Source organism: Embleya sp. NPDC005575, from assembly GCF_040605455.1.
Lineage (GTDB): Bacteria > Actinomycetota > Actinomycetes > Streptomycetales > Streptomycetaceae > Embleya.
Genome location: NZ_JBEXCV010000003.1, coordinates 20,682 through 40,586 on the forward strand (window position 1 = coordinate 20,682; position 19,905 = coordinate 40,586).

Genomic DNA, 19,905 nt, shown 5'->3' on the forward strand with positions numbered 1-19,905 from the left:
CGAGTGACCGCCCACATGGAAAAACCCACCTCCGACGCGGCCGGCGAGCAGCCGGCCCCCACCGACAGCGCGGCCTCGATGATCGCCGCCTTCGGCGGCGTGCGCGGCATGATCGACATGACCGTGCCGGGGCTGGTCTTCGTGATCGCCTACACGATCAGCCACTCCACGTGGACCTCGGCGATGAGCGCCGGCGGCGTCGCGCTGGTGTTCGCGATCGTGCGGATCGTGCGCCGGGAGACCCTGCAACACGCGCTCGGCGGCTTCCTGGGCGTCGCGCTGGCCGGCTGGATCGCGGTCAAGTCCGGCAAGGCCGAGAACTTCTACGCGTTCGGGATGCTGCTGTCCGGCGGCTATGCGCTCGCCTACCTGATCTCGATCCTGGTGCGCTGGCCGCTTATCGGTATCGTGCTCGGCCCGGCACTGGGTGAGAACTTCACGTGGCGACAGATCCCGGCCCGGTACGCGGCGTACCGCAAGGCCACCTGGGTCTGGTTCTTCATGTTCGTGCTGAAGATCGTGATCCAGATCCCGATCTACTGGACCGGCAACGTCACCGCGCTGGGCATCGCGAAGGTCGCCTTGGGCGTGCCGCCGTTCCTGGTGGTCTGCTACATCACCTGGTTGATCATGTCCAAGGCCCCGCCGCCGGTGAGGGTGGTCGACACCGAGGACGACGAGGATGCCGAGGACGGCTCGGCGGCGGCGGTCGAGCAGCGGGGCGAGCGACGGGAAGACCGCGTCGCGGATTGAGCGGGTCGGCTCGGGGCGAAGCGGCGCGGGCCGGCGGCGGCGGTGCCGGCGCGGGCCGGGTCGGCTCGGAGCCAAGCGGATCGGTGCGGGCGGGTCGGGTGGTGGATGCCCCGGCTCGCCCGTGTGGGTGACCCGCCCGCCGGCGGTGTCGTCGCCTTGCCGCGGCGGGTGATTCGAGCCGTACCGTGCCCGGGTGTGGTGGGTGCCGAAATGATCACCCGCGTGATCATTCGAGTGACTTGCCCCGGTCGATTCCGGAGAATTTGGGCCATGTGCGGTCCAATCGGCCATTCCTGCATGATCCCGTAACCGTGCGATTAGCGTCCCCGTTAGACCTCCAGTGGACGAAGGAGGCGGGGACGGTGGCCGGAAACGGTGACCTCATCGCATTGGTGGCGGAAGCCGGTCTCTCCCGGCGCGAACTGGCCCGTTGGGTCAACTCGGTCGCCGAGCGGCGCGGGCTGCACCTCGGGTGCAGCCACACCTCGGTGGCTCGTTGGCTGGAGGGCGCGCAGCCGCGTTGGCCGATTCCGGAGCTGTTGGCCGAGGCTCTCGGCCGGCGCCTGGGATGCGAACTCACGGTTGCGGACCTGGGGCTGCGCGATCGGCGGCCACCGAACCCCGACCCCTTCGACGGGCTGAAAGTCGCCCGGACCGCGGCCGAAGTCAGACACGCCGTGGCCGAATTGTCGGAGAGAGACATGAACCGCCGTACCTTCCTGGCCAACACGGCCTTCGGCGTAGGAGCGTTCGCCGCTCCCGCGCTGTTCTGGTCGACCGCGTCCCGGGCCGATGGTGAGCCCGAGAAGCTCGCCTCGCGCGGCCCCACCACCGTGCGCGACGCGGACGTCCTACGCATCCACCAGACCGTCCTGGCCTTTCGCCGCCTCGACCGTGCGCAAGGCGGGGGGGATCTGCGGGACACCGTCGTCAACCACCTCAACGGCGTCGCCCGCACCAAGCTGGCCGGCTCCTACGGCGACGAGGTGGGCCGCAGGCTGTTCCGCGCCGTCGCCGAGCTCACCGAACTGGCGGGCTGGTTGTCCTTCGATTCCGGCCGGCACGCGCTCGCCCAGCGCTACCACATCCAGGCGCTGCGGCTGGCGCAGGCGGCCGACGACCCGGCCTACGGGGCGTACGTGATGGCCAACATGGCCTGCCAGTCGGTCTACCTGGGTCATGGCTGGGAGGCGGTGCAACTGGCCCGGGCCGCCGAACAGGGGGCCGGCGCCAAGCTGAGCCCGCGGGCGCGGGCGATCGTGGCCGCGATGGAGGCGCGCGGCTATGCGGCGCTGGGCGATCGGCGCGGGTGCGAGCGGGCGATGGGCATCGCCGAGCGGCACCTGGACGCGGCCGGTCCGATGGAGGACGACCCGTCCTGGTGCAACTACTTCGACGAATCGGAGCTCCAACACGAGTTCGCGCACAGCCATCGCGACCTCGGCCTGCCGGACAAGATCCACGGCTTCGCGGGCGAGTCGATCAAACTGCGCCGGGCCGGCGCGTCCCGCCGGTGCGCGCAGGACACCACCTTCATGGCCGCGGCCCACCTGGCCCAGGGCGACCTGGACGCGGCCTGCGGCAAGGCCACCGAGGCGCTGCGGATCGCGGGCAACCTCTCGTCCGCACAGTGCGACGACTTCCTCGCGGACTTCCGCAGGCGGCTGCGCCCGTACGGCAGGGAGCCGATCGCGCGCGCGTTCAGCGAGGAGGCGGACCAGGTCATGGGTGACCTGGCCGCCGCCTGAGCGTCTGCTTCACCGCGCCGTCGGTCAGGCCGACAGCAGCTCTTCCAGTTCCTCTTCGCGGTGCGGCGCCGCGACGAACAGCAGTTCGTCGCCGGCCTCGAGCGAATCGTCCTTGCCGGGTACCAGCACCCGGCCCTCGCGGATGATCGTCACGAGCGCCGTGTCCTCGGGCCACGACACGTCACCGACGCGCGTGCCGACGAGGGCGGCGTCGCCCGGGAGGGTCAGCTCGACAAGGTTGGCGTCGCCCTGGCTGAACCGCATCAGGCGGACCAGGTCGCCGACGCTGACCGCCTCCTCGACCAGTGCCGACATCAGCCGCGGCGTGGACACCGCGACGTCCACGCCCCACGCCTCGTTGAACAGCCACTCGTTCTTCGGGTTGTTCACCCGGGCGACCACGCGCGGGACCCCGTACTCGGTCTTGGCCAGCAGCGAGACGACCAGGTTGACCTTGTCGTCCCCGGTCGCGGCGATCACCACGTTGCAGCGCTGGAGCGCGGCCTCGTCGAGCGAGGAGATCTCACACGCGTCGGCGAGCAGCCACTCGGCCTGCGGCACGCTGTCCACCTTGATGGCGTCCGGTGCCTTGTCGACGAGCAGGACCTCGTGGCCGTTCTCCAACAACTCGGCCGCGATGGAGCGGCCCACCGCACCCGCGCCCGCGATTGCGACCCGCATCAGCTCTCCTCCGGCGCTTTTTCGAAGGCCGCCTCGACGGCGGCCACATCCGCCTGGTGCATGACCACGTGCACGAGGTCGCCCTCCTGGATCACGGTCTCGGAGGTGGGCAGGATGCCTTCGCCCAAACGGGTGACGAAGGCGACGCGCGCGCCCGACGCCTGTTCGAGCCGGTTGACCCGGTGGCCCACCCACGCCGAGTTCACGTGCACCTCGGCCAGCTGCACGCTCCCGGACGGGTCGCGCCACAGCGGCTCCGCGCCGCTGGGCAGCAGCCGGCGCAACATCTGGTCCGCGGTCCAGCGCACGGTGGCCACCGTCGGGATGCCCAGGCGTTCGTAGACCTCGGCCCGCCGCGGGTCGTAGATTCGCGCGGCGACGTTCTCCACGCCGAAGGTCTCGCGGGCGACCCGCGCCGCGATGATGTTGGAGTTGTCGCCGCTGCTGACCGCCGCGAATGCGCCGGCCTCTTCTATACCGGCCTCGCGCAGGGTGTCCTGGTCGAAGCCGATGCCCTTGATCCGGCGGCCGGAGAAGTGCGACCCCAGCCGGCGGAACGCGGACGGATCGCGGTCGATGACCGCCACCGAATGCCCCAGTTCCTCGAGCGTCTGGGCCAGCGTGGATCCCACGCGCCCGCAGCCCATGATGACGATGTGCACGGCCGTCCTTCCGGATTTGGTCCGTTGTGCCCGGTCTGATGCTCGTTTGTGGTGTTACCAGGGTGGCAGACCTCGCCGAGACGTTACACGTGAGCGCCTTACGGCATGCCCCCGACCCGGCGAAAGTCGATGGGCTTACGATCACCTGCGTGTCAAGACTGACCGATCTGTCCAAACGAGTCCTCGTCGGCCGAGCCCTGCGCAGCGACAAGCTGTCCGAGACGCTCCTGCCGAAGCGCATCGCGCTGCCCATTTTCGCCTCCGACGCACTGTCCTCCGTCGCGTATGCGCCGGACGAGATCCTGCTCACCCTTTCCATGGCGGGAATGGCGACCTACCACTTCTCGTGGAAGGTCGGTCTGGCCGTCGTCGTGGTCATGCTGACCGTCGTCGCCTCCTACCGCCAGAACGTGCACGCCTATCCCAGCGGCGGCGGTGACTACGAGGTCGCGAGCGTCAACCTTGGGCCCAACGCCGGTTTGACGGTCGGCAGCGCGCTGCTGGTCGACTACGTGCTGACCGTGGCGGTATCGGTCTCCTCCGGGGTGGCCAACATGGCCTCTGCGGTGCCCGCGCTGGAATCGAACAAGGTGCTGTTGGCGGTCGGCCTGGTGCTGTTGTTGATGGCGATGAACCTGCGCGGTGTCCGCGAGTCGGGCAAGCTCTTCGCCGTTCCCACCTACGCGTTCATGGCGGCCATCCTGGGGATGACGCTGTTCGGCCTGGTCCGGGCCGCCACCGGCGCGAACATGGAGGCCGAGAGCGCCGGATTCCACATCGAGGCCGAGGACAGCTTCAGCGGCTTCGCCCTGGTGTTCCTGCTGCTGCGCACCTTCTCCTCCGGCTGTGCGGCCCTCACCGGTGTCGAGGCGATCAGCAACGGCGTCCCGGCCTTTCGCAAGCCCAAGAGCAAGAACGCCGCCTCCACGCTGCTGCTGATGGGCACCATCTCGGTGACCATGCTGATGGGCATGCTGGCGCTGGCCAACATGACGAAGGTGCGGTTCGCGGAGAACCCGGCCAGTCAGATCCAGGGAGCGCCCGCCGACTACGAACAAAAGACCGTGGTGGCGCAGGTCGCCGACGCGGTCTTCGGCGGCACGTTCGCGTCGCCGCTGTTCTATCTCGTGCTCGCGGTCACCGGCCTGATCCTGATCCTGGCCGCGAACACCGCGTTCAACGGCTTCCCGGTACTGGGCTCGATCCTGGCCCAGGACCGCTACCTGCCCCGGCAACTGCACACGCGCGGCGACCGGCTCGCGTTCAGCAACGGCATCATCATGCTGGCCGCGTTCGCGATCGTGCTGATCATTGCCTTCGACGCCGAGCCCACCAAGCTGATCCAGCTCTACGTCGTCGGCGTCTTCGTGTCCTTCACGATGAGCCAGGCGGGCATGATCCGGCACTGGACGCGGCACCTGAAGACCGAGACCGACCCGGCCACGCGGGGCCGGATGATGCGCAGCCGGGTGATCAACGCGTTCGGTCTGTTCATGACCGGCACGGTGCTCGTGATCGTGCTGGTGACCAAGTTCGCGCAGGGCGCCTGGATTGCGATAGCGGCGATGGGCGTGCTGTTCGTGCTGATGAAGCAGATCCGCCGGCACTACGACCGGGTCGCCGCCGAGCTTGCCGCGGTCGAGACGGACGACACCAAGCTGCCCTCGCGCGTGCACGCGATCGTGCTGGTGTCCAAGCTGCACAAGCCGTCCCTGCGGGCACTGGCCTACGCCCGGTACTCGCGCCCCAACGTGGTCGAGGCGGTCACCGTCAACGTCGACCCGGCCGAGACCGAGGCGCTGCGCCGGGAGTGGGACGAGCGCGGGATAGAGGTGCCGCTCAAGGTGCTCGATTCGCCGTACCGCGAGATCACCCGACCGGTGATCGAGTACGTGAAGTCGGTGCGCCGGTCCAGCCCGCGCGACGTGGTGAACGTGTACATCCCCGAGTACGTGGTCGGGCGCTGGTACGAGCAGATCCTGCACAACCAGAGCGCGCTGCGGCTCAAGGGCCGGCTGTTGTTCACGCCCGGTGTCATGGTCACCTCGGTGCCGTGGCAGCTGGAGTCGTCCGAGCGGCTCAAGGAGCCCAAGGCGTGGGTCGCGCCCGGGTCGGTCCGGCGCGGGCCGGCGCGGACGCCGCGGGGCGGGGACACCAAGCGGGGAGCCGGCGAGCGGCCGGAGCAGCGGCCGCGCGGGGAGTCCTGAACTGAGAGTCCCGGGCGGGGGGTCCTGAGTGGAGAGTTCGACTGGGGAGTTCGGGTGAGGGGATGTGGAGCGGGGGCGCGGGCGGCGTGTCATGACGGTGGGCGCGGCTTGTTCGGGTAGGGACTACCCTGGATGCGCGCCCACCTCCGTGAGGCGCTTTCTTTGTGTCGCCGTGTCGTCCCCGGGCGTCGCCGTCGGGCGCCGCCGGCCGCGGGACCACTGTCGATGTTGTACGAGTTGTACGAGGAGTGCCGTGCCTGTCGGATCGACCACCCCCGAATCGGACCAGTCCCTGCGGGGTGAGCGGTACGAGGTCGAGATCGGCCCGGTTGCTCACGGCGGGCACTGCGTGGCCCGCCACGAGGGCCGCGTCATCTTCGTCCGGCACGGGCTCCCGGGCGAGCGGGCCGTCGTGGAGATCACCGACGGTGGGCCCACCTCGCGCTTCCTGCGTGGCGACGTGGTCGAGGTACTGACCGCTTCCCCGGACCGGATCACCCCCGCGTGTCCGGTGGCCGGCCCCGGCATGTGCGGTGGCTGCGACTGGCAGCACGCCACGCCCGCGGCGCAGCGCCGGCTCAAGGCGGACGTGGTGGCCGAGCAGTTGTTGCGGCTCGGCAAGGTCGACGTGGACGTCGAGGTCGAGGCCGTGGACAGCCCGCCCGGGATGGCCGAGGGCCTCGGCTGGCGCACCCGCGTGCAGTTCACCGTGGACCCGGCGACCGGCCGCGCGGGGCTGCGCAAGCACCGCTCGCACGACGTGCAGCCGATCGACTCCTGCCCGATCGCGGCGCCCGGTGTCGAGGAACTGGGCATCGAGGCGCACGAGTGGCCCGGCGTGGCCTCGGTCGAGGCGGTCTCCGCGACCGGGTCGCTGGACCGCGCGGTCACCGTGGTGCCCGCGGAGGGCACGGACGGGCGGATGCCGATCGTCGAGCTGAACCGGGCGGTGTCGGTGTTCCGGGCCGACGACAAGGGCCGAGTACGTAAGGTGCACGGCCGACCGGCGGTGCGCGAGGTGGCCGCGGGCCGCACCTGGAAGGTCTCGGCGGGCGGCTTCTGGCAGGTACACCCGGCTGCGGCCGACGTGCTCGTGCAGGCCGTCGTGGAGGGGCTGGAGCCGCGACCGGGCGACCTGGCGCTCGACCTGTACTGCGGGGTCGGGCTGTTCGCGGGCGCGATCTCCGAGCGGCTGGCGGACAGCGACACGATCATCGGGATCGAGAGCTCCAAGCAGGCAGTCGAGGACGCGATCCACAACCTTCGGGATGTGCCGGGTGCGCGCTTCGAGACCGGCACGGTGGAGAAGGTGCTGAGCCGAGCCGGCTTCCTGCGTCGCGCCGACATCGTGGTGCTCGACCCGCCGCGTGCGGGTGCGGGCAAGGCGGTCGTCGAGCGGATCGCCCGGCTGACCCCGCGCCGGGTGGCGTATGTGGCGTGCGACCCGGCGGCGCTGGCGCGGGACGTGGCGTACTTCGCGGGCTTCGGGTTCAAGCTGCGGTCGGTGCGGTCGTTTGACCTGTTCCCGAACACGCATCACGTGGAGTCGGTGGCGATCCTGGAGCCGGCGCCTCGGGAGGCCAGGCGCGACGGTGGGCGGGGGCGGCGTTGAGGGTCGGCGGCTGAGGGGCTGAGGGGCTTGCCGGCCTGAGGGCTGGGGGCTCGCGGGGCTTGCCGGCTTGAGGGCCGGGGTCGCTGGGTGGCTGGTCGTCGGGGTTGCCGGGCTGCCGGGCGCTGTCGTGGGGTGGGGCTCGTGGCGGTCGTGGTGAGGGTCGACTGAGGGTTGTAGGGCGTTTTTGTACAGGGCCGTCCCGGCTTGGTCGGGGCGGCCCTGGTGCGTGTTCGGGTGGGTGCGTGGGTCGGGTCGGCATGTCATGGTCGGGCTTGGCTTTGCTCTGGTTGGTCGGGCTCGGTTTGGTTGAGGTCGGTTCGGTTGAGCATGGTTTGCCCGGGATTGGGGTGCGTGCCGGGGTTGGGGTGCCGGCTGTGGGCGTGGGGCGGGCTGTGGTGTCCGGGTGTGCCCTGGTCAGGTGGGTTGTGGGGGTGCTTGCGGGTCGGTCCACCAGTCTTCGGCCGGGTGGGTGGCGTAGCGGCTGCCTGGGCGGGGGCGGGGGCGTGGGCCGGCGGATGTGGATGGGGTGGTGAGGGCGCCGGGGGTGGTGGGGGTGGTTACCCACGTGGGTGACACGGGGGTGAGGGAGGCGCCGTCCCGGGCGGTGCCGCCGAGGAGGTCGGGCACGGGCCCGGCGGCGTGCGCGGCGTCGTGGGTGGCCGCCGGGCGGCCATCGATGCCACTGCCGCCGCGCAGGCCGGGTGCGACCCGAATGCCGGTCACCGGGGCGACCGGGGTCGAGGGCGGCGGGGCCGCGCGGCGTACGCGAGGGCCGATCCCGGCGGGCCGGACCTGGCGTGGTTCGCGGGACAGCGGGGTGCCCACGACTGGCGGAGGCGGCAATGCGGGTGGGAGCGCGCAGGCGATCGCGGGGGGTGGGAGGAGAGCCGCCGCTGGGGCGGTCGGGGGGTCGGGTGGGGGCATGACCGGCGTGGTGGCGGTCATGCAGGTGGCCACCGGTGAGGGTGGCGGTAGCGGGGACGGCGGCGCCGGCGGTGCTGCGGGTGCCTCGGGCTCCGCGAGCGCCTCGGATGCCGCAGGTACCGCGGGTTTCGGGGTTTCCGGCGGCTCGCAGGATGCCGTTGGGGTAGCGGGGGATGGGGGCAAAGGCCGGTTCGGGGTGTCCGTCGACGTCGGGACGGCTTCGACGGACGCGGGGCTGACGGGATCGACGGGATCGGTGGCAACGGCGGAGTCGGCGGGATCGATGGGCGAGGTGGTGGCTGCGCCGCACGGTCGGGCGGGGTTCGGGTCGCCGGCGGTCGCGGCCGGTCGTGTGGCGCCCGACGCGCTGTCGGCGCGCGGTGGCCGGGGCAGGACGGGCAGCCGCTCGCCGAGGTCGCGATACACGCCCTCCAGCCGCGTCGCGGCGGCCTTGGCGGCCGTCGGGTCGGTGGCGTGCGCCTGGGCCAGGCACAGCGCATGGGCCGCCTCGTCGAGGTGCTCGTGCAGCGCGGTGCCCTGGGCGGCGAGCCGATCGGCGGCGTCGGCCAGCGCGTGACAGCGCTCGGTGAATTGCTCGGCGCCGCCGCCGGTCCAGATCTGCGCGCCGCGTCGGCCGGTTTCGGCGAGCGCGTCGCGCAACTCGGTCAACCGGGCGGCGGCCAGCCGCCAGCCCTCGGCCGCGGCGCCGACCTCGCCGGGCCGGGCCGCGTGAATCGCCGCGTACGCATCCACGGCTTCGGGGGCGCTCATCGCGGGGCCGCCGTACGCAGCAGCGTGCCGACCTCGGATTCGGTGGCGGTGAACCGGTCGGCCGTGCGCCCGAGTTCGGTCCGGGTGGTGGCCAACTCGGCGTGGATCTGCGCCAGCAGCTCCACCATCCGGGACGCCGCGTGGCGGTGACGGTCGGTCAACTCGGCGGCGCCCGGGAGCGCGCCCAGGGCTTCGGTGCCCAGTGCGGTGTCGGCCGCGACCCGGGCGGGCTCGGCGAAGCAGCCGCGTGCGAGATAGTCGGCGCCGATGTTGTGCAAGCGTCGCACCAGCCCGTGCAATTCGCCGGTATCGACCGCGTAGCCCGTCGTGCCTTCGCCGTCGGTGCGGGACATGCCACCACCCCCTGATCTGTGCTCGAGCCGGGTGCTCGTGCTGCGTGTTGCGTGTTGCGTGCTGCGCTGTGTGCTCGTGCCTGTGTGCCTGTGTGCCTGTGTGCCGGTTGCCCGCGGGCGCCGGGCCGGCGTGAAGGCGACCCTCGTTCGGGAATCGATGGAGGCGCCTTCTCGGGAAACGATCAGGTTGACACGTGGTCACTCTGTGTGCCGACTTCCTGTGGACAACTCGGAATCACATCACCCCGAAGGGTGAAACCCCGCCGAAATCCGCTTGGTTGTCCACAGATTGTTCGATGGCGGGCGATTCGTCCGACTCTCGGGCGCAACCTGGAGACGTCGTGAACACACCGGACGGACTCCGAGCGAGCCGGACAAGCACTGCACGAGGGAGCGATCATGCACACCATCGAGAACTTCGCCGAACTGGACGACGAGCTGGCCACCGTCGATTCCACGCCACGCGCGCTGGCCGCCGTCGTACTCGCGCTGCACACCGTGCAGGAGGTGGTGCACGCATGGAGCGGCAAGCCGGACCGAGGCGGCTGCCTGTGTCGGGTCGCCGACGAACTCGGGGACGCGCGGGAGATCGTCGGCCGAATCGTGGGCCCCGACACCGCCACGGTCGTTCCGCTGCCGGGCGGGGATCCGGCCGGCGTGCCGATCGCAGGCGCCGCCCGGGTGCTCGGGCGGGCGGCCAAGGTGCTCACCCTGCTGGCCCGGCAGGGAGTGGCGGACAACCCCTGCGGGGACTGGGCCCGGTTGCAACCCGCCGAGCGTCGGGCCTGCGCGGCGGCATGGGCGATCGTCTTTCGCAACCTTGTTCGGCTGCGTGCGGCCGAGGAGAGCGCGACATGGTCGGGCCGACCGCATCGGCACGCCCCGGCGATCCCGCAGCGCCGACGACGCGGTGTGGCACACGTGGTGCCCTTTCCGGCGCGGCCGGCATGATCGAGTCCCGGGCGGTGCGCACGATCCTGCCCCTGGGGGCCGGCCCGATCGGCGCCCGCGTGGCGCGTGCGGTCGCGCCCCGCGTGGTGCGAGAGCTCGGGGCCCGCGTGACGCTCGTCCTCGGGAGAGGATGGGCGTATGGATCTTCGTATCTTCACCGAACCCCAGCAGGGCGCGACCTACGACACGCTCCTGAGCGTGGCCAGAGCCACCGAAGACCTGGGCTTCGGGGCCTTCTTCCGCTCGGACCACTATCTGCACATGAGCGGCGACGGCCTGCCCGGTCCCACCGACGCGTGGATCACCCTGGCCGGCCTGGCCCGGGAGACCAAGCGCATCCGGCTGGGCACGCTGATGACAGCGGCGACGTTCCGGCTGCCCGGAGTGCTCGCGATCCAGGTCGCGCAGGTCGACGCGATGTCCGGCGGTCGGGTCGAACTGGGCATCGGCGCGGGTTGGTTCGAGCAGGAGCACACCGCCTACGGGATTCCGTTCCCACGCGAGAAGTTCGGCCGGCTCGAGGAACAACTGGACATCCTGACCGGCCTCTGGGACACCCCGGTCGGCGACACCTTCCACTACGGCGGGCGCTACTACTCGCTGGCCGACTCGCCCGCCCTGCCCAAGCCCGCGCAGCGTCCGCACCCACCGATCCTGATCGGCGGCTTCGGCGCCAAGCGCACGCCGGTGCTGGCCGCGCGCTTCGCGAACGAGTTCAACGTCCCGTTCGGATCGGTGCAGACCAGCGCGCAGCAGTTCGACCGGGTGCGCGACGCGCTCGTCGAGCACGGCCGCAAGGCCGAGGACATGGTCTTCTCGAACGCGCTCGTGGCCTGCGTGGGCAAGGACGACGCCGAGGTGGCCCGGCGCGCCGAGGTGATCGGCCGCGAAACCGCCGAACTCAAGGAGAACGGCCTGGCCGGTTCGCCCGCCGAAGTGGTCGACAGGATCGGCCGATTCGCCGAGGTCGGCTCGACCCGGATCTACTTCCAGATCCTGGACCTGCACGACCTGGACCACCTGGAGTTGATCGCCTCGGAGGTGATGTCGCAGCTCGGCTGAGCCGACGGGCCGAGGACCGCCCGGGGTATGGGAAAGGGCCCTGTCGCAGCCCGTGCGCTGCGACAGAGCCCCTGTCTCACCCCACCGCCCCGGTGCCGCAGCGGGCGGTCGTTCGGTGTGTTCCTTCGTGGTCAGACGGTCGCGGGAGTGTCCCCGTCGTCCTTGCCGAAGGTGCCGCTGCCGGCAAGCAGCTCGCTGCGGGTGCCGCGTGCGCGATACCACATGACGCCGCCGATCATCAGGAGCGTGCCGCCGGCGGTGCCCAGCAGCCGCGGGTCCAGCAGGGCCCCGGTGTGCGCGAGCCCACCGCCACCACCGCCGTTACCGCTTCCGGCGGAGCTGCCGGAGGTGGTGCCGGTCGTGGTGCCGGTCGTGGTGCCCGTGGTCGTTCCGGTGGTGGTGCCGGCAGTGTCCCCCGCGGTCGTCCCGGTGGTGGTGCCCGCCGTGGTGCCCGCTGTCGTACCGGCGGTGGTTCCGGCCGTCGTGCCGGTTGTCGTGCCGGTGCTCGAACCGTTGGTCGCCCCGGCGCGGACTCGCCGAAGTGTGAACGCAATCTCCACCTTGGTAGCGGAGGGAGTCGCGGTGACGGTCAGAACGTAGTTCCCGTCGACCCACGGTGCGGCGTCTCGCGGGAAGATCGCCTGATTGGCGACGAAGTCGCCCTTGTCGCTCGTCTTGTCCTTCAACAGTTCCGTGGACGGGAAGGTGGTGTCGCCCTGCTTCGTGATGACGGCGGTGAAGTCTTCCTTGGCCGGGAAACCGTTCAGGCTCAGGTGGACGTTCACCGGGACCGCGTCCGGGATCGACACGCTGTCGTCGAAGCGCCCGGACGGGATGACCCGCTCGACGACCTTCCAGGTGCCGTTGGTCGCGAACAGGTCGACGCGCGCGAGGTCTTCGACCACCACGGTCCCGCTGTCGTCGAGGCACTGGGCGCGAACGTGGTAGTTGCCGTTCTGCGGAGACTCGATCTGGAAGATGCGCTTGTTCGCAAGAACGGGCTTGCGGTCCGTGGGCAATGCCGGCGGCGTGAACCCGCCGAGGCGCTCCTCCGCGTCGCTACCGGGGGACTTCAGCCAGAACAGGAACTTGGTCGCCGTCGAGGGGCACGCCTTCGAGGAAGCGAGGGTGATCTTCTGGTCCATCGGCCCCGTGTCGGGCGTGACCACCAGCGTCTCCTCGTTCCCGGTCGACGGGGTGGTCGGCGGTGTCGTGGGCGGTGTCGTGGGCGGGGTGGTCGGGGGAGTTGTCGGCGGCTCCGTGGTCGGCGGTGGGGTCGGCGGAGCGACCGCGGTCCACGTCCTGCCGTTGGGGCCGTCGGCCGTCGTGATGTCGATCGACGCGAGCTCGTTCAGCACGAGTCCCGCGTTGTCCAAGCATTCCGAAGCCAGCTTGAACGTGCCGGTCAACACCGTGCTCCCCAAGAAGAGCCGGATTTCCGTGGGCCGAACCGGGATCCGGTCCTCGGGCAGCGCGTCGCCCAGGGATCCGCCGATCAACCGCGGCGTGGTCAGGGTGCCGCCGGACACGACCCAGCGGAAGTTGGTGGCCGGTTGAGGGCACGGCGCGGTGGCCTTCAACGTCACAAGGGTGGCGCTGGTACCGGTGCCCGGGTCGACGATGATCGTCGGCGCGGGCGAGCCCCCGTCGGCGGCCGCCGCGATGGCCGGCAGCGCCGACAGCACGAGCAGCCCGGCTCCGCACGATGCCAACACGCGCGCGAGTCTTAGGCTCATCTGGTCAACTCCGTTGAGAAGTAAAGGAAACGGGGACGGATCGCAAGTGGGCCACCGGGATGAATCCCGGCGGCCCAAGGCGTTGTCACCGACGCCGCGTCACCACCACAGGCGGGACGAGTCGAGGGTGATCGCGACCGAGGAGGTCGCCTTCGAGTTCGTGCCCGAGAGCACAAGCGTGTAGGAACCGTCGGCGACGGTGGCCGGGAGCGTCAGTAGCGCGCCACCCCAGGTGCCGTCGGGCGCGATCTGCGGCTGGAGCGAGACGGGGGTGCTGGTGCCGTCGGCGGCGCGCACGGTGCCGTCCACGTGCTCACCGGGAGCGAAACCGCGGAACAGGACCAGGCCGAAGCGCAGCGCGCCGATCTTGGTCGGCAGCGCGCGGGTCTCGGGCGAAAGCGTGGACCACACACCGTTGTTGATCTTCACGTCGACCGACGCGGGCTCGGTGATCGTCAGGACCCCGTCCACGGTCGTGTAGCACTGGGTGACGAGCTTGTGCGCCACGCCCTCCTGCGTCTCGGAACCGATCGGGAACAGCGCCCGCGGACCGACGACCGAGGTGTCCGCGACGTGGTCGGCGGCCAGCGGCGTACCCAGGAACGAACCGCCGAAGACGCGGTCGATGGCGTCGGGCGAGCGCACCACGAACCGGAACGCGGTCGCTTCCGGGGCGCACGGCACGCCCGCCCGGGCGGTCGCCTTGCCGGTGCTGTCGGCCGGGCCGTACAGCGAGCTCACCTTGACGGTGCCCGCGGCGGTCGTGGCGGCCGAGGAGGAACCGCTGTCGGTCGCGGTGGCGGGCACGGCGGCGATCGCCAGTGCGGCCGGAACCGCGACCGTGAGCGCGAGCAGACGACGGAGCTTCATGAAATGCCCTTCCGGGGTCAGTGGGATCGAGCCAAACAGCACGCGGCGGCCCGTTGGGCATCCGCAAGGGAAACGTCTGGGGTTCGCGGTGGCGCATGGATGAGCGATCCGCCACCGGGAAATGAACGACGGTTCGAGGAGGCATCGGAGCGTGGATCCGCGAACCGGAGCGTCTTGGCCCATGGCCCGGCGCCGATGGGGACTCGACCCGAAGGTGGCCCGGATCGGGAGCCGGGCCGCAAACCCGGCCACTTCGTGAACGAGATCCTTGTCGCGTCCTTTCGTGACGGGACGGGCCGTCCCTCGTCCCCCGCCTCGGGACGGCCCGCCACCGATCACGTGGTGGTGCGGTTCGGCTCGGGCGTCGACTAGGCGACGAAGCCGAACGTGGCCCAGATCGGGCGCTGCGCCGAGTCCTTGGCCCAGTTGATGAAACCGAGCGCGTCGACGTCGCTCTCGGTGTCCAGCGGGTCGTAGACGTAGTAGACCGAACGGTTACCGACGAAGCCGCCGGCGTTGGGCGCCAGGCCGCCGATGCTGCGGGTGGTGAAGCCGCCGGTGTGGTTGGTCACACCCGACGCGGGGGTGGTCTGCTCGCCGTACGCGGCCTGCGAGTAGGGGATGATCGCGTTGTTGCTGAGAATCTGCGGCGCGTCGCCGCGGTTCTCCTGCGCGTTCTGGTTGACCGTCGCGGCGCACGCGCCGTTGGAGGTGGCGGTCGGGTCGAAGCCGAGCACCTTGTCGATGAACTCCTGGCGGGTGCCGGAACCGGCCTGCGGGATGTGCTTCTCGATCGTGCCCGACAGGCTGGAGTTGATCTGGTTCCAGTCGGTGATCGTGCACTTGTAGATGTTCTGAAGCTGAGCCTGGGTCAGGTTGGTCGGCGCGCCGGGCTTCTTGGTGGCCCAGGTGACGGCGTCGCCGGCGACTCGGACGAAGGTCAGCGTGGCCTCGGGGGTGCCGGCCTTCGGACCACGCGAGGAGCGCACGAAGCTCAGGCAGTTGGCGCTGGTGCCGGCGCGCTCGGCGAGCAGCGCGTTGATGCCGGCGCCGGAGCCGTTCGGCCACGGGTTGGCGGTCGAGCCGTACTGCGTGTTGCAGGCGGGCTTGCCCGTGTTGACGCCACCGGCGGCGACACCGGCGTTCACCGTGATCCAGTTGTTGCCGTTGGGATCGACGTTGTTCGCATATTCCGTCGACAGCGCCTTGGTGACGTTCTGGAGGGTGTCCGAACCGGCGTTGACGTAGGTGTTCGCGTTCGCCGAGGCGTTGGCGCCGACGACGAGGGCCATGGCGGCACCGACGGTACCCAGTACGGTGGCGGTCTTGCGCATGCTGAAGACGCTGGACATTCGAAGTCTCAACTCTCTCTTGGCATTTGCTGGCCGTCGACCGCAGTGGCCGACGCCGACAACGCTGCCGGCGGCTTGATCGTCGTGGGATGTCCGGCAGGGAAACGGGACCGGGCCGGGCGAGGCGCCGACGCGAACGGGCCGCACCTGTAACGGAAACCGGATACACCGGAACCGGCAGGGCACGGATACGACGCCTGCCGTACACCCTCGGCACCGGTTGTTTCCGTAGCGGACAGTCGCCGAGGGGCTGCGCTCTGGTTGTCTCCAGGCGAGGGGTATCCGGCTTGATCGCCGGGCGACATGACGAACGGTCAGGTCGGTTCGCCACCCGCCTTCAGGAGCCGACAGCCATGGCACATCCGCCCGTGTTCGCACCCGAATCGCCGGAGCTCATCGATTCGCCCCGGCGGATCGTGGTACGTCGGACCAGGGCCGACCACGCGTTCCGCTGGACCACGCGCGGCGTGGCGATTCTGGTCCTGGGACTGCTCGTCGCGATCGGCGGCTACCTGCTCTACCAAGGCAGCAGCGCGCTCGATCGGGCCGGGTGGGGATTCCTCACCGAGGATGTGTGGGAGCCCAAGAGCGGCACCTTCGGGGTTCGCGGTCTGCTCACCGGCACCATCCTGGTGGCCATCGTCGCGCTCGTCGTCGCCGTACCGATCGCACTCACCGCGGCCCTGTACATCACCGAGTTCGCGCCCCGGCGACTGCGCGGCCTGCTCACCTCGACCGTGGACCTGATGGCCGCGGTGCCCAGCATCATCTACGGCATCTTCGGCTTCTTCGTGTTGCAGCCCCAACTGATCCCGGTCAGCCGGTGGTTGGCCACCAATGTGGACTTCCTGCCGATCTTCGAGATCCGCACGATCGACGTGAAGGCCCGCTTCGTGGACAGCCAGTTCAGCTCCTCGCTGTTCATCTCCGGCGTCGTGGTGTCAACCATGGTCATCCCGATCTGCTGCTCGGTCAGCCGCGAAGTGTTCGGGCAGGCGCCGCCCGGCGAGAAGGAGGGCGCGCTCGCGCTCGGCGCCACCCGCTGGGGGGTGATCCGCGCGGTGGTCCTGCCGTTCGGACGCGGCGGCATGATCGGCGGCATCATGCTCGGCCTGGGTCGAGCCTTGGGCGAGACCATCGCCGTCGCGATGATCATCTCGTTCAACACCGACTTCTCGTTCCGCATCCTCGACGGTCAGGGCTCGACGATCTCCTCGTTGATCGTCTTGAAGTACGGCGAGGCCGACACCGAGTCGATCTCCGCGCTGATGGCCGCCGGCCTCGCGCTCTTCGTCCTCACCCTCGCCGTCAACACCGTGGCCGGCGTCCTTGTCGCGCGCTCGCGCAGCGGCAAGTCCACCGAGATCTGAACAAAGACAAGCAGCCGCCGGCCCCACCAGACCCACCACCGAGGGGATCCACGACGATGACCGTCACCGAGCCGATCGTTCGGCCCGGACCCGACGCGCCGCCGCCCGCGCCGCGACCACCGGAGGAAGCCCGCGTGGCGCTGCGCCGCGTGGCCCCCGACGACATCGGCGTCGCGCTCGGCGCGGCGGTCGCCGGCGCGAGTTTCGCGTGGGTGCTGTACGGGCGGATCCTGCCGGTCTCCGGCTGGCAGGGCTACCTGATCACGGCCTACGCGAGCTTCCTGTTGCTGTACGCGATCGCCACCCGCATGCGCCTGGGCCGAGTCGCCGCCGGCGACCGGGTGGCCGGCGCGGTGATCTCCACCGGTGCGGCCTTGATGGTCGGCACGGTGGTCACCGTCATCGGCTATGTCTTCGTCAAGGGCTTCGGCCGGATGTTGCACGCCGACTTCTTCACCGCGACCCAGCGGCACTTCAGCGCGCTGAGCGCCGACGGCGTCGCGGTCGGCGCTGCGCACGCCATCGTCGGCACGTTCGAACAAATGGGCATCGCGATCGTGCTGAGCGTCCCGCTCGGGGTGATCGCCGCGATCTACATGAACGAGGTCGGCGGCCGGTTCGCCGGGGTGGTGCGGGTGGTGGTCGAGGCGATGACCGCGATCCCCTCGGTGGTCGCGGGCCTGTTCGTCTACGCCTTCTTCGTCATCTCGCTCGGCCAGGGCTTTTGCGGTCTGGCCGCGGGTCTGGCGCTGTCGGTGGAGATGATGCCGGTGGTCACGCGCGCCACCGAAGTGGTGCTGCGACTGGTGCCCAACGGCCTGCGCGAGGCCTCGCTGGCGCTGGGCGCGGGCGAGTTCCGCACGCTGTGGAACGTCGTACTGCCCACCGCCCGCAGCGGCCTGGTCACCGCCGTCATCCTCGGTTGCGCCCGCGTGGTCGGCGAGACCGCGCCCGTACTGCTGGTCGCGGGCGGCAGCGCCGGGATGAACTGGAACCCGTTCAGCGGTGTGCAGAACTCGCTGCCGTACTTCATCTGGGTGAACTACAAGTCGCCCAGCGACGAGCTCAACTCCCTCGCGTGGGGCGCCGGCGTGGCCCTGCTGCTGATCGTCCTCGTGTTGTTCACCCTCGCGCGCCTGATCGGCGGGCGCGCCCCCGGTGAGTCCGGTCGTCGCAAGCGGCGGCGTGCCACCGCTGTCGCCAAGTCCCTCACCCCGGAGCCCACTTCATGACCCAGATCAAGCGCGGCCCCGCGCTCTTGCTCAGACTGGCGATCGCCTCCCTGCTCAGTGTCCCGCTGCTCACCCTGCCGACCGGCACCGCCTCGGCCGCAACCGGAATCCACGGCAGCGGGTCGACGTGGAGTGCGCCCGCGACCATGCAATGGGCGGTCGACGTCGCCGCCCGCGGTCTGGCAGTCGACTACACCCCCAACGGATCCACCGCCGGACGCACCGACTTCATGCACCACCTGGTCGACTTCGCCGTCTCGGAGATCCCCTTCCAGGGCAATTACGTCGACCGCACCGGAGCCTCGACCAACGAACTCGCCGCCCTGGCGGGCTCGAACACCAGGTTCAAGTACCTGCCGATCGTCGCCGGCGGCACCTCGTTCATGTACAACCTCAAGATCCGCGGCCAACAGGTGCGCAACCTGCAACTGTCGCCGCGCACCATCGCCGGCATCTTCACCAACCAGATCAAGGTGTGGAACGACAAGGCGATCAAGGACGACAACCCTGCGCTGGCCCTGCCGGCGACCCCCATCACGCCGGTCGTGCGCTCCGACGGGTCGGGTACCACCGCACAGTTCACCGCGTTCCTCACCAACCAGGTCAACGACATCTGGCGACCGTTCTTCCCCGGTGGAATGACCTCGGAGTTCCCGGTCAAGGGCGCGACCAAGGCGCAGGCCGGGTCCGAGGGCGTGGCCAACTACGTCGCGGCCGGCTACGGCGAGGGCGGAATCACCTACGTCGAGACCGCCTACGCCATCCAACGCCAGTTCCCGGTGGCCTCGGTCAAGAACACCGCGGGCGTGTACACCCAACCCACCTCCGACGCGGTGTCGGTCGCGCTCACCAAGGCCCGGCTCAACCAGGACAGTACGCAGGTCCTGGACGACGTCTACACCAACGCCGATCGGCGCGCCTACCCGATCTCCAGCTACAGCTACATGATCGTGCCCGCCGCGAAACAGTTCGGCTTCGACGAGGCCAAGGGCGAGACGTTGGGCAAGTTCATCAAGTACTTCCTGTGCGCCGGACAGGCCAGGGCCCCGGAACTGGGCTACTCGCCGCTGCCGCCCAAACTGGTCAGCTTCGGCTACGACGCGATCAAGTCGATCCCCGGCGCAGCCGACCCCGGCGCGCTGCCGGCGAACCTGACCAAGCCGACCAAGGCGGAGTACGACGCCTGCCCGAACCCGACCTTCGACCCGGCCTGGGTGCCGCCGGAGCAGAAGCAGCAGCAACAGCAGCCCCAACAGAATGCTCCGGGTGGTGGCACGAACAACCAGAACAACAACGGCAACGGTGGCAACACACCCAAGCCCGGTGAAACGCCCGGCGCAACCGCCCCCGGCACTCAGGGTCCGGACAATGCCGGCGGCACCGTGGACCAGGGCACCGGTGAAGTCGTGGCCGGCGGCGACAAGTCCAGCCCCGCCGGACCGGTCAGTGCCGGATCGGTGGAAGCAGGCGACTCGCCGCCGCTGCCGCCGGTGTGGTTCTACGCGCTGACCCTGGTGTGCCTGGCGGCCGCCGTGTTCGGTGCGCCGTTTCTGTACAGCCGCATCGGTCGAGGGCGTGGGCCCGATGTCCGTTGAATCGCGTGAGTGGGCCGAGTCGGGTG

The 19,905-nt window shown here is 70.3% G+C and carries 16 protein-coding genes; 9 read left to right on the top strand and 7 right to left on the bottom strand.

Annotation, left to right across the window (positions count from 1 at the left end; genetic code table 11):
• Nucleotides 1-15: 15 nt before the first annotated feature.
• Nucleotides 16-753, top strand: coding sequence for a DUF3159 domain-containing protein (locus tag ABZS54_RS01400; RefSeq protein WP_355529401.1), 738 nt, complete (start codon nt 16-18; stop codon nt 751-753).
• 362 nt (nt 754-1,115) lie between these two features.
• Nucleotides 1,116-2,501, top strand: a complete 1,386-nt coding sequence (locus ABZS54_RS01405) for a transcriptional regulator (protein ID WP_355529404.1) — start codon at nt 1,116-1,118, stop codon at nt 2,499-2,501.
• A 24-nt stretch (nt 2,502-2,525) separates the two neighbouring features.
• Here ABZS54_RS01405 and ABZS54_RS01410 read toward each other — a convergent pair whose 3' ends face one another.
• Nucleotides 2,526-3,182 carry a TrkA family potassium uptake protein gene (locus ABZS54_RS01410; RefSeq protein WP_355529407.1) on the bottom strand — a complete coding sequence of 219 codons (657 nt, stop codon included), beginning with the start codon at nt 3,180-3,182 and terminating at the stop codon, nt 2,526-2,528.
• The gene (locus ABZS54_RS01415) at nt 3,182-3,844 is read right to left on the bottom strand and encodes a TrkA family potassium uptake protein (RefSeq protein WP_355529409.1); all 663 of its coding nucleotides are present in this window, start codon (nt 3,842-3,844) and stop codon (nt 3,182-3,184) included. Before ABZS54_RS01415 ends, ABZS54_RS01410 begins: the two co-directional genes overlap by 1 nt.
• A gap of 149 nt (nt 3,845-3,993) precedes the next feature.
• Between ABZS54_RS01415 and ABZS54_RS01420 the strand changes: the two genes are divergently transcribed.
• A complete protein-coding gene (locus ABZS54_RS01420; RefSeq protein WP_355529412.1) occupies nt 3,994-6,051 on the top strand; it encodes an APC family permease in 2,058 nt (685 codons plus the stop codon).
• 253 nt (nt 6,052-6,304) lie between these two features.
• Complete coding sequence (locus ABZS54_RS01425) at nt 6,305-7,663, top strand: class I SAM-dependent RNA methyltransferase (RefSeq protein WP_355529415.1); 1,359 nt, start codon at nt 6,305-6,307, stop codon at nt 7,661-7,663.
• Between the two features lie 414 nt (nt 7,664-8,077).
• Here ABZS54_RS01425 and ABZS54_RS01430 read toward each other — a convergent pair whose 3' ends face one another.
• Nucleotides 8,078-9,358 (bottom strand): hypothetical protein, encoded by a 1,281-nt coding sequence (locus tag ABZS54_RS01430; RefSeq protein WP_355529418.1) that lies wholly within the window; start codon nt 9,356-9,358, stop codon nt 8,078-8,080.
• Nucleotides 9,355-9,711: a hypothetical protein gene (locus ABZS54_RS01435; RefSeq protein WP_355529421.1), complete on the bottom strand. Its 357-nt coding sequence runs from the start codon at nt 9,709-9,711 to the stop codon at nt 9,355-9,357. The genes ABZS54_RS01430 and ABZS54_RS01435 overlap by 4 nt, the downstream gene beginning before the upstream one ends.
• Before the next feature lie 399 nt (nt 9,712-10,110).
• Here ABZS54_RS01435 and ABZS54_RS01440 point away from each other — a divergent pair, with 399 nt between their 5' ends.
• Both ABZS54_RS01440 and ABZS54_RS01445 read left to right on the top strand, forming a co-directional pair.
• Nucleotides 10,111-10,662 carry a hypothetical protein gene (locus ABZS54_RS01440; protein ID WP_355529424.1) on the top strand — a complete coding sequence of 184 codons (552 nt, stop codon included), beginning with the start codon at nt 10,111-10,113 and terminating at the stop codon, nt 10,660-10,662.
• A gap of 138 nt (nt 10,663-10,800) precedes the next feature.
• A complete protein-coding gene (locus ABZS54_RS01445; protein ID WP_355529426.1) occupies nt 10,801-11,724 on the top strand; it encodes an LLM class F420-dependent oxidoreductase in 924 nt (307 codons plus the stop codon).
• A gap of 131 nt (nt 11,725-11,855) precedes the next feature.
• Here ABZS54_RS01445 and ABZS54_RS01450 read toward each other — a convergent pair whose 3' ends face one another.
• The 3 genes from ABZS54_RS01450 to ABZS54_RS01460 all read right to left on the bottom strand — a co-directional run bounded on the left by ABZS54_RS01450 (nt 11,856) and on the right by ABZS54_RS01460 (nt 15,664).
• Nucleotides 11,856-13,538 carry a hypothetical protein gene (locus ABZS54_RS01450; protein WP_355529429.1) on the bottom strand — a complete coding sequence of 561 codons (1,683 nt, stop codon included), beginning with the start codon at nt 13,536-13,538 and terminating at the stop codon, nt 11,856-11,858.
• A 21-nt stretch (nt 13,539-13,559) separates the two neighbouring features.
• A complete protein-coding gene (locus ABZS54_RS01455; RefSeq protein ID WP_355529432.1) occupies nt 13,560-14,330 on the bottom strand; it encodes a hypothetical protein in 771 nt (256 codons plus the stop codon).
• Between the two features lie 368 nt (nt 14,331-14,698).
• The gene (locus ABZS54_RS01460) at nt 14,699-15,664 is read right to left on the bottom strand and encodes a substrate-binding domain-containing protein (protein ID WP_355529435.1); all 966 of its coding nucleotides are present in this window, start codon (nt 15,662-15,664) and stop codon (nt 14,699-14,701) included.
• Between the two features lie 371 nt (nt 15,665-16,035).
• Between ABZS54_RS01460 and pstC the strand changes: the two genes are divergently transcribed.
• Genes pstC through pstS form a run of 3 tightly spaced genes read left to right on the top strand, consistent with a single transcriptional unit; the run spans nt 16,036 to nt 19,879 of the window.
• Nucleotides 16,036-17,052: a phosphate ABC transporter permease subunit PstC gene (pstC, locus tag ABZS54_RS01465; protein ID WP_355529438.1), complete on the top strand. Its 1,017-nt coding sequence runs from the start codon at nt 16,036-16,038 to the stop codon at nt 17,050-17,052.
• A gap of 56 nt (nt 17,053-17,108) precedes the next feature.
• The gene (gene pstA / locus ABZS54_RS01470; RefSeq protein WP_355529441.1) at nt 17,109-18,284 is read left to right on the top strand and encodes a phosphate ABC transporter permease PstA; all 1,176 of its coding nucleotides are present in this window, start codon (nt 17,109-17,111) and stop codon (nt 18,282-18,284) included.
• Nucleotides 18,281-19,879, top strand: coding sequence for a phosphate ABC transporter substrate-binding protein PstS (pstS, locus tag ABZS54_RS01475; RefSeq protein WP_355529444.1), 1,599 nt, complete (start codon nt 18,281-18,283; stop codon nt 19,877-19,879). The genes pstA and pstS overlap by 4 nt, the downstream gene beginning before the upstream one ends.
• Nucleotides 19,880-19,905 lie beyond the last annotated feature (26 nt).

Bases quoted from the DNA above. Each gene is read 5' to 3' on its own strand.
- ABZS54_RS01400 (WP_355529401.1), top strand. From the start codon at position 16: ATGGAAAAACCCACCTCCGACGCGGCCGGCGAGCAGCCGGCCCCCACC.
- ABZS54_RS01410 (WP_355529407.1), bottom strand. From the start codon at position 3,182: ATGCGGGTCGCAATCGCGGGCGCGGGTGCGGTGGGCCGCTCCATCGCG.
- ABZS54_RS01430 (WP_355529418.1), bottom strand. From the start codon at position 9,358: ATGAGCGCCCCCGAAGCCGTGGATGCGTACGCGGCGATTCACGCGGCC.
- ABZS54_RS01435 (WP_355529421.1), bottom strand. From the start codon at position 9,711: ATGTCCCGCACCGACGGCGAAGGCACGACGGGCTACGCGGTCGATACC.
- ABZS54_RS01440 (WP_355529424.1), top strand. From the start codon at position 10,111: ATGCACACCATCGAGAACTTCGCCGAACTGGACGACGAGCTGGCCACC.
- ABZS54_RS01445 (WP_355529426.1), top strand. From the start codon at position 10,801: ATGGATCTTCGTATCTTCACCGAACCCCAGCAGGGCGCGACCTACGAC.
- ABZS54_RS01455 (WP_355529432.1), bottom strand. From the start codon at position 14,330: ATGAAGCTCCGTCGTCTGCTCGCGCTCACGGTCGCGGTTCCGGCCGCA.
- ABZS54_RS01460 (WP_355529435.1), bottom strand. From the start codon at position 15,664: ATGCGCAAGACCGCCACCGTACTGGGTACCGTCGGTGCCGCCATGGCC.
- pstC (WP_355529438.1), top strand. From the start codon at position 16,036: ATGGCACATCCGCCCGTGTTCGCACCCGAATCGCCGGAGCTCATCGAT.
- pstA (WP_355529441.1), top strand. From the start codon at position 17,109: ATGACCGTCACCGAGCCGATCGTTCGGCCCGGACCCGACGCGCCGCCG.
- pstS (WP_355529444.1), top strand. From the start codon at position 18,281: ATGACCCAGATCAAGCGCGGCCCCGCGCTCTTGCTCAGACTGGCGATC.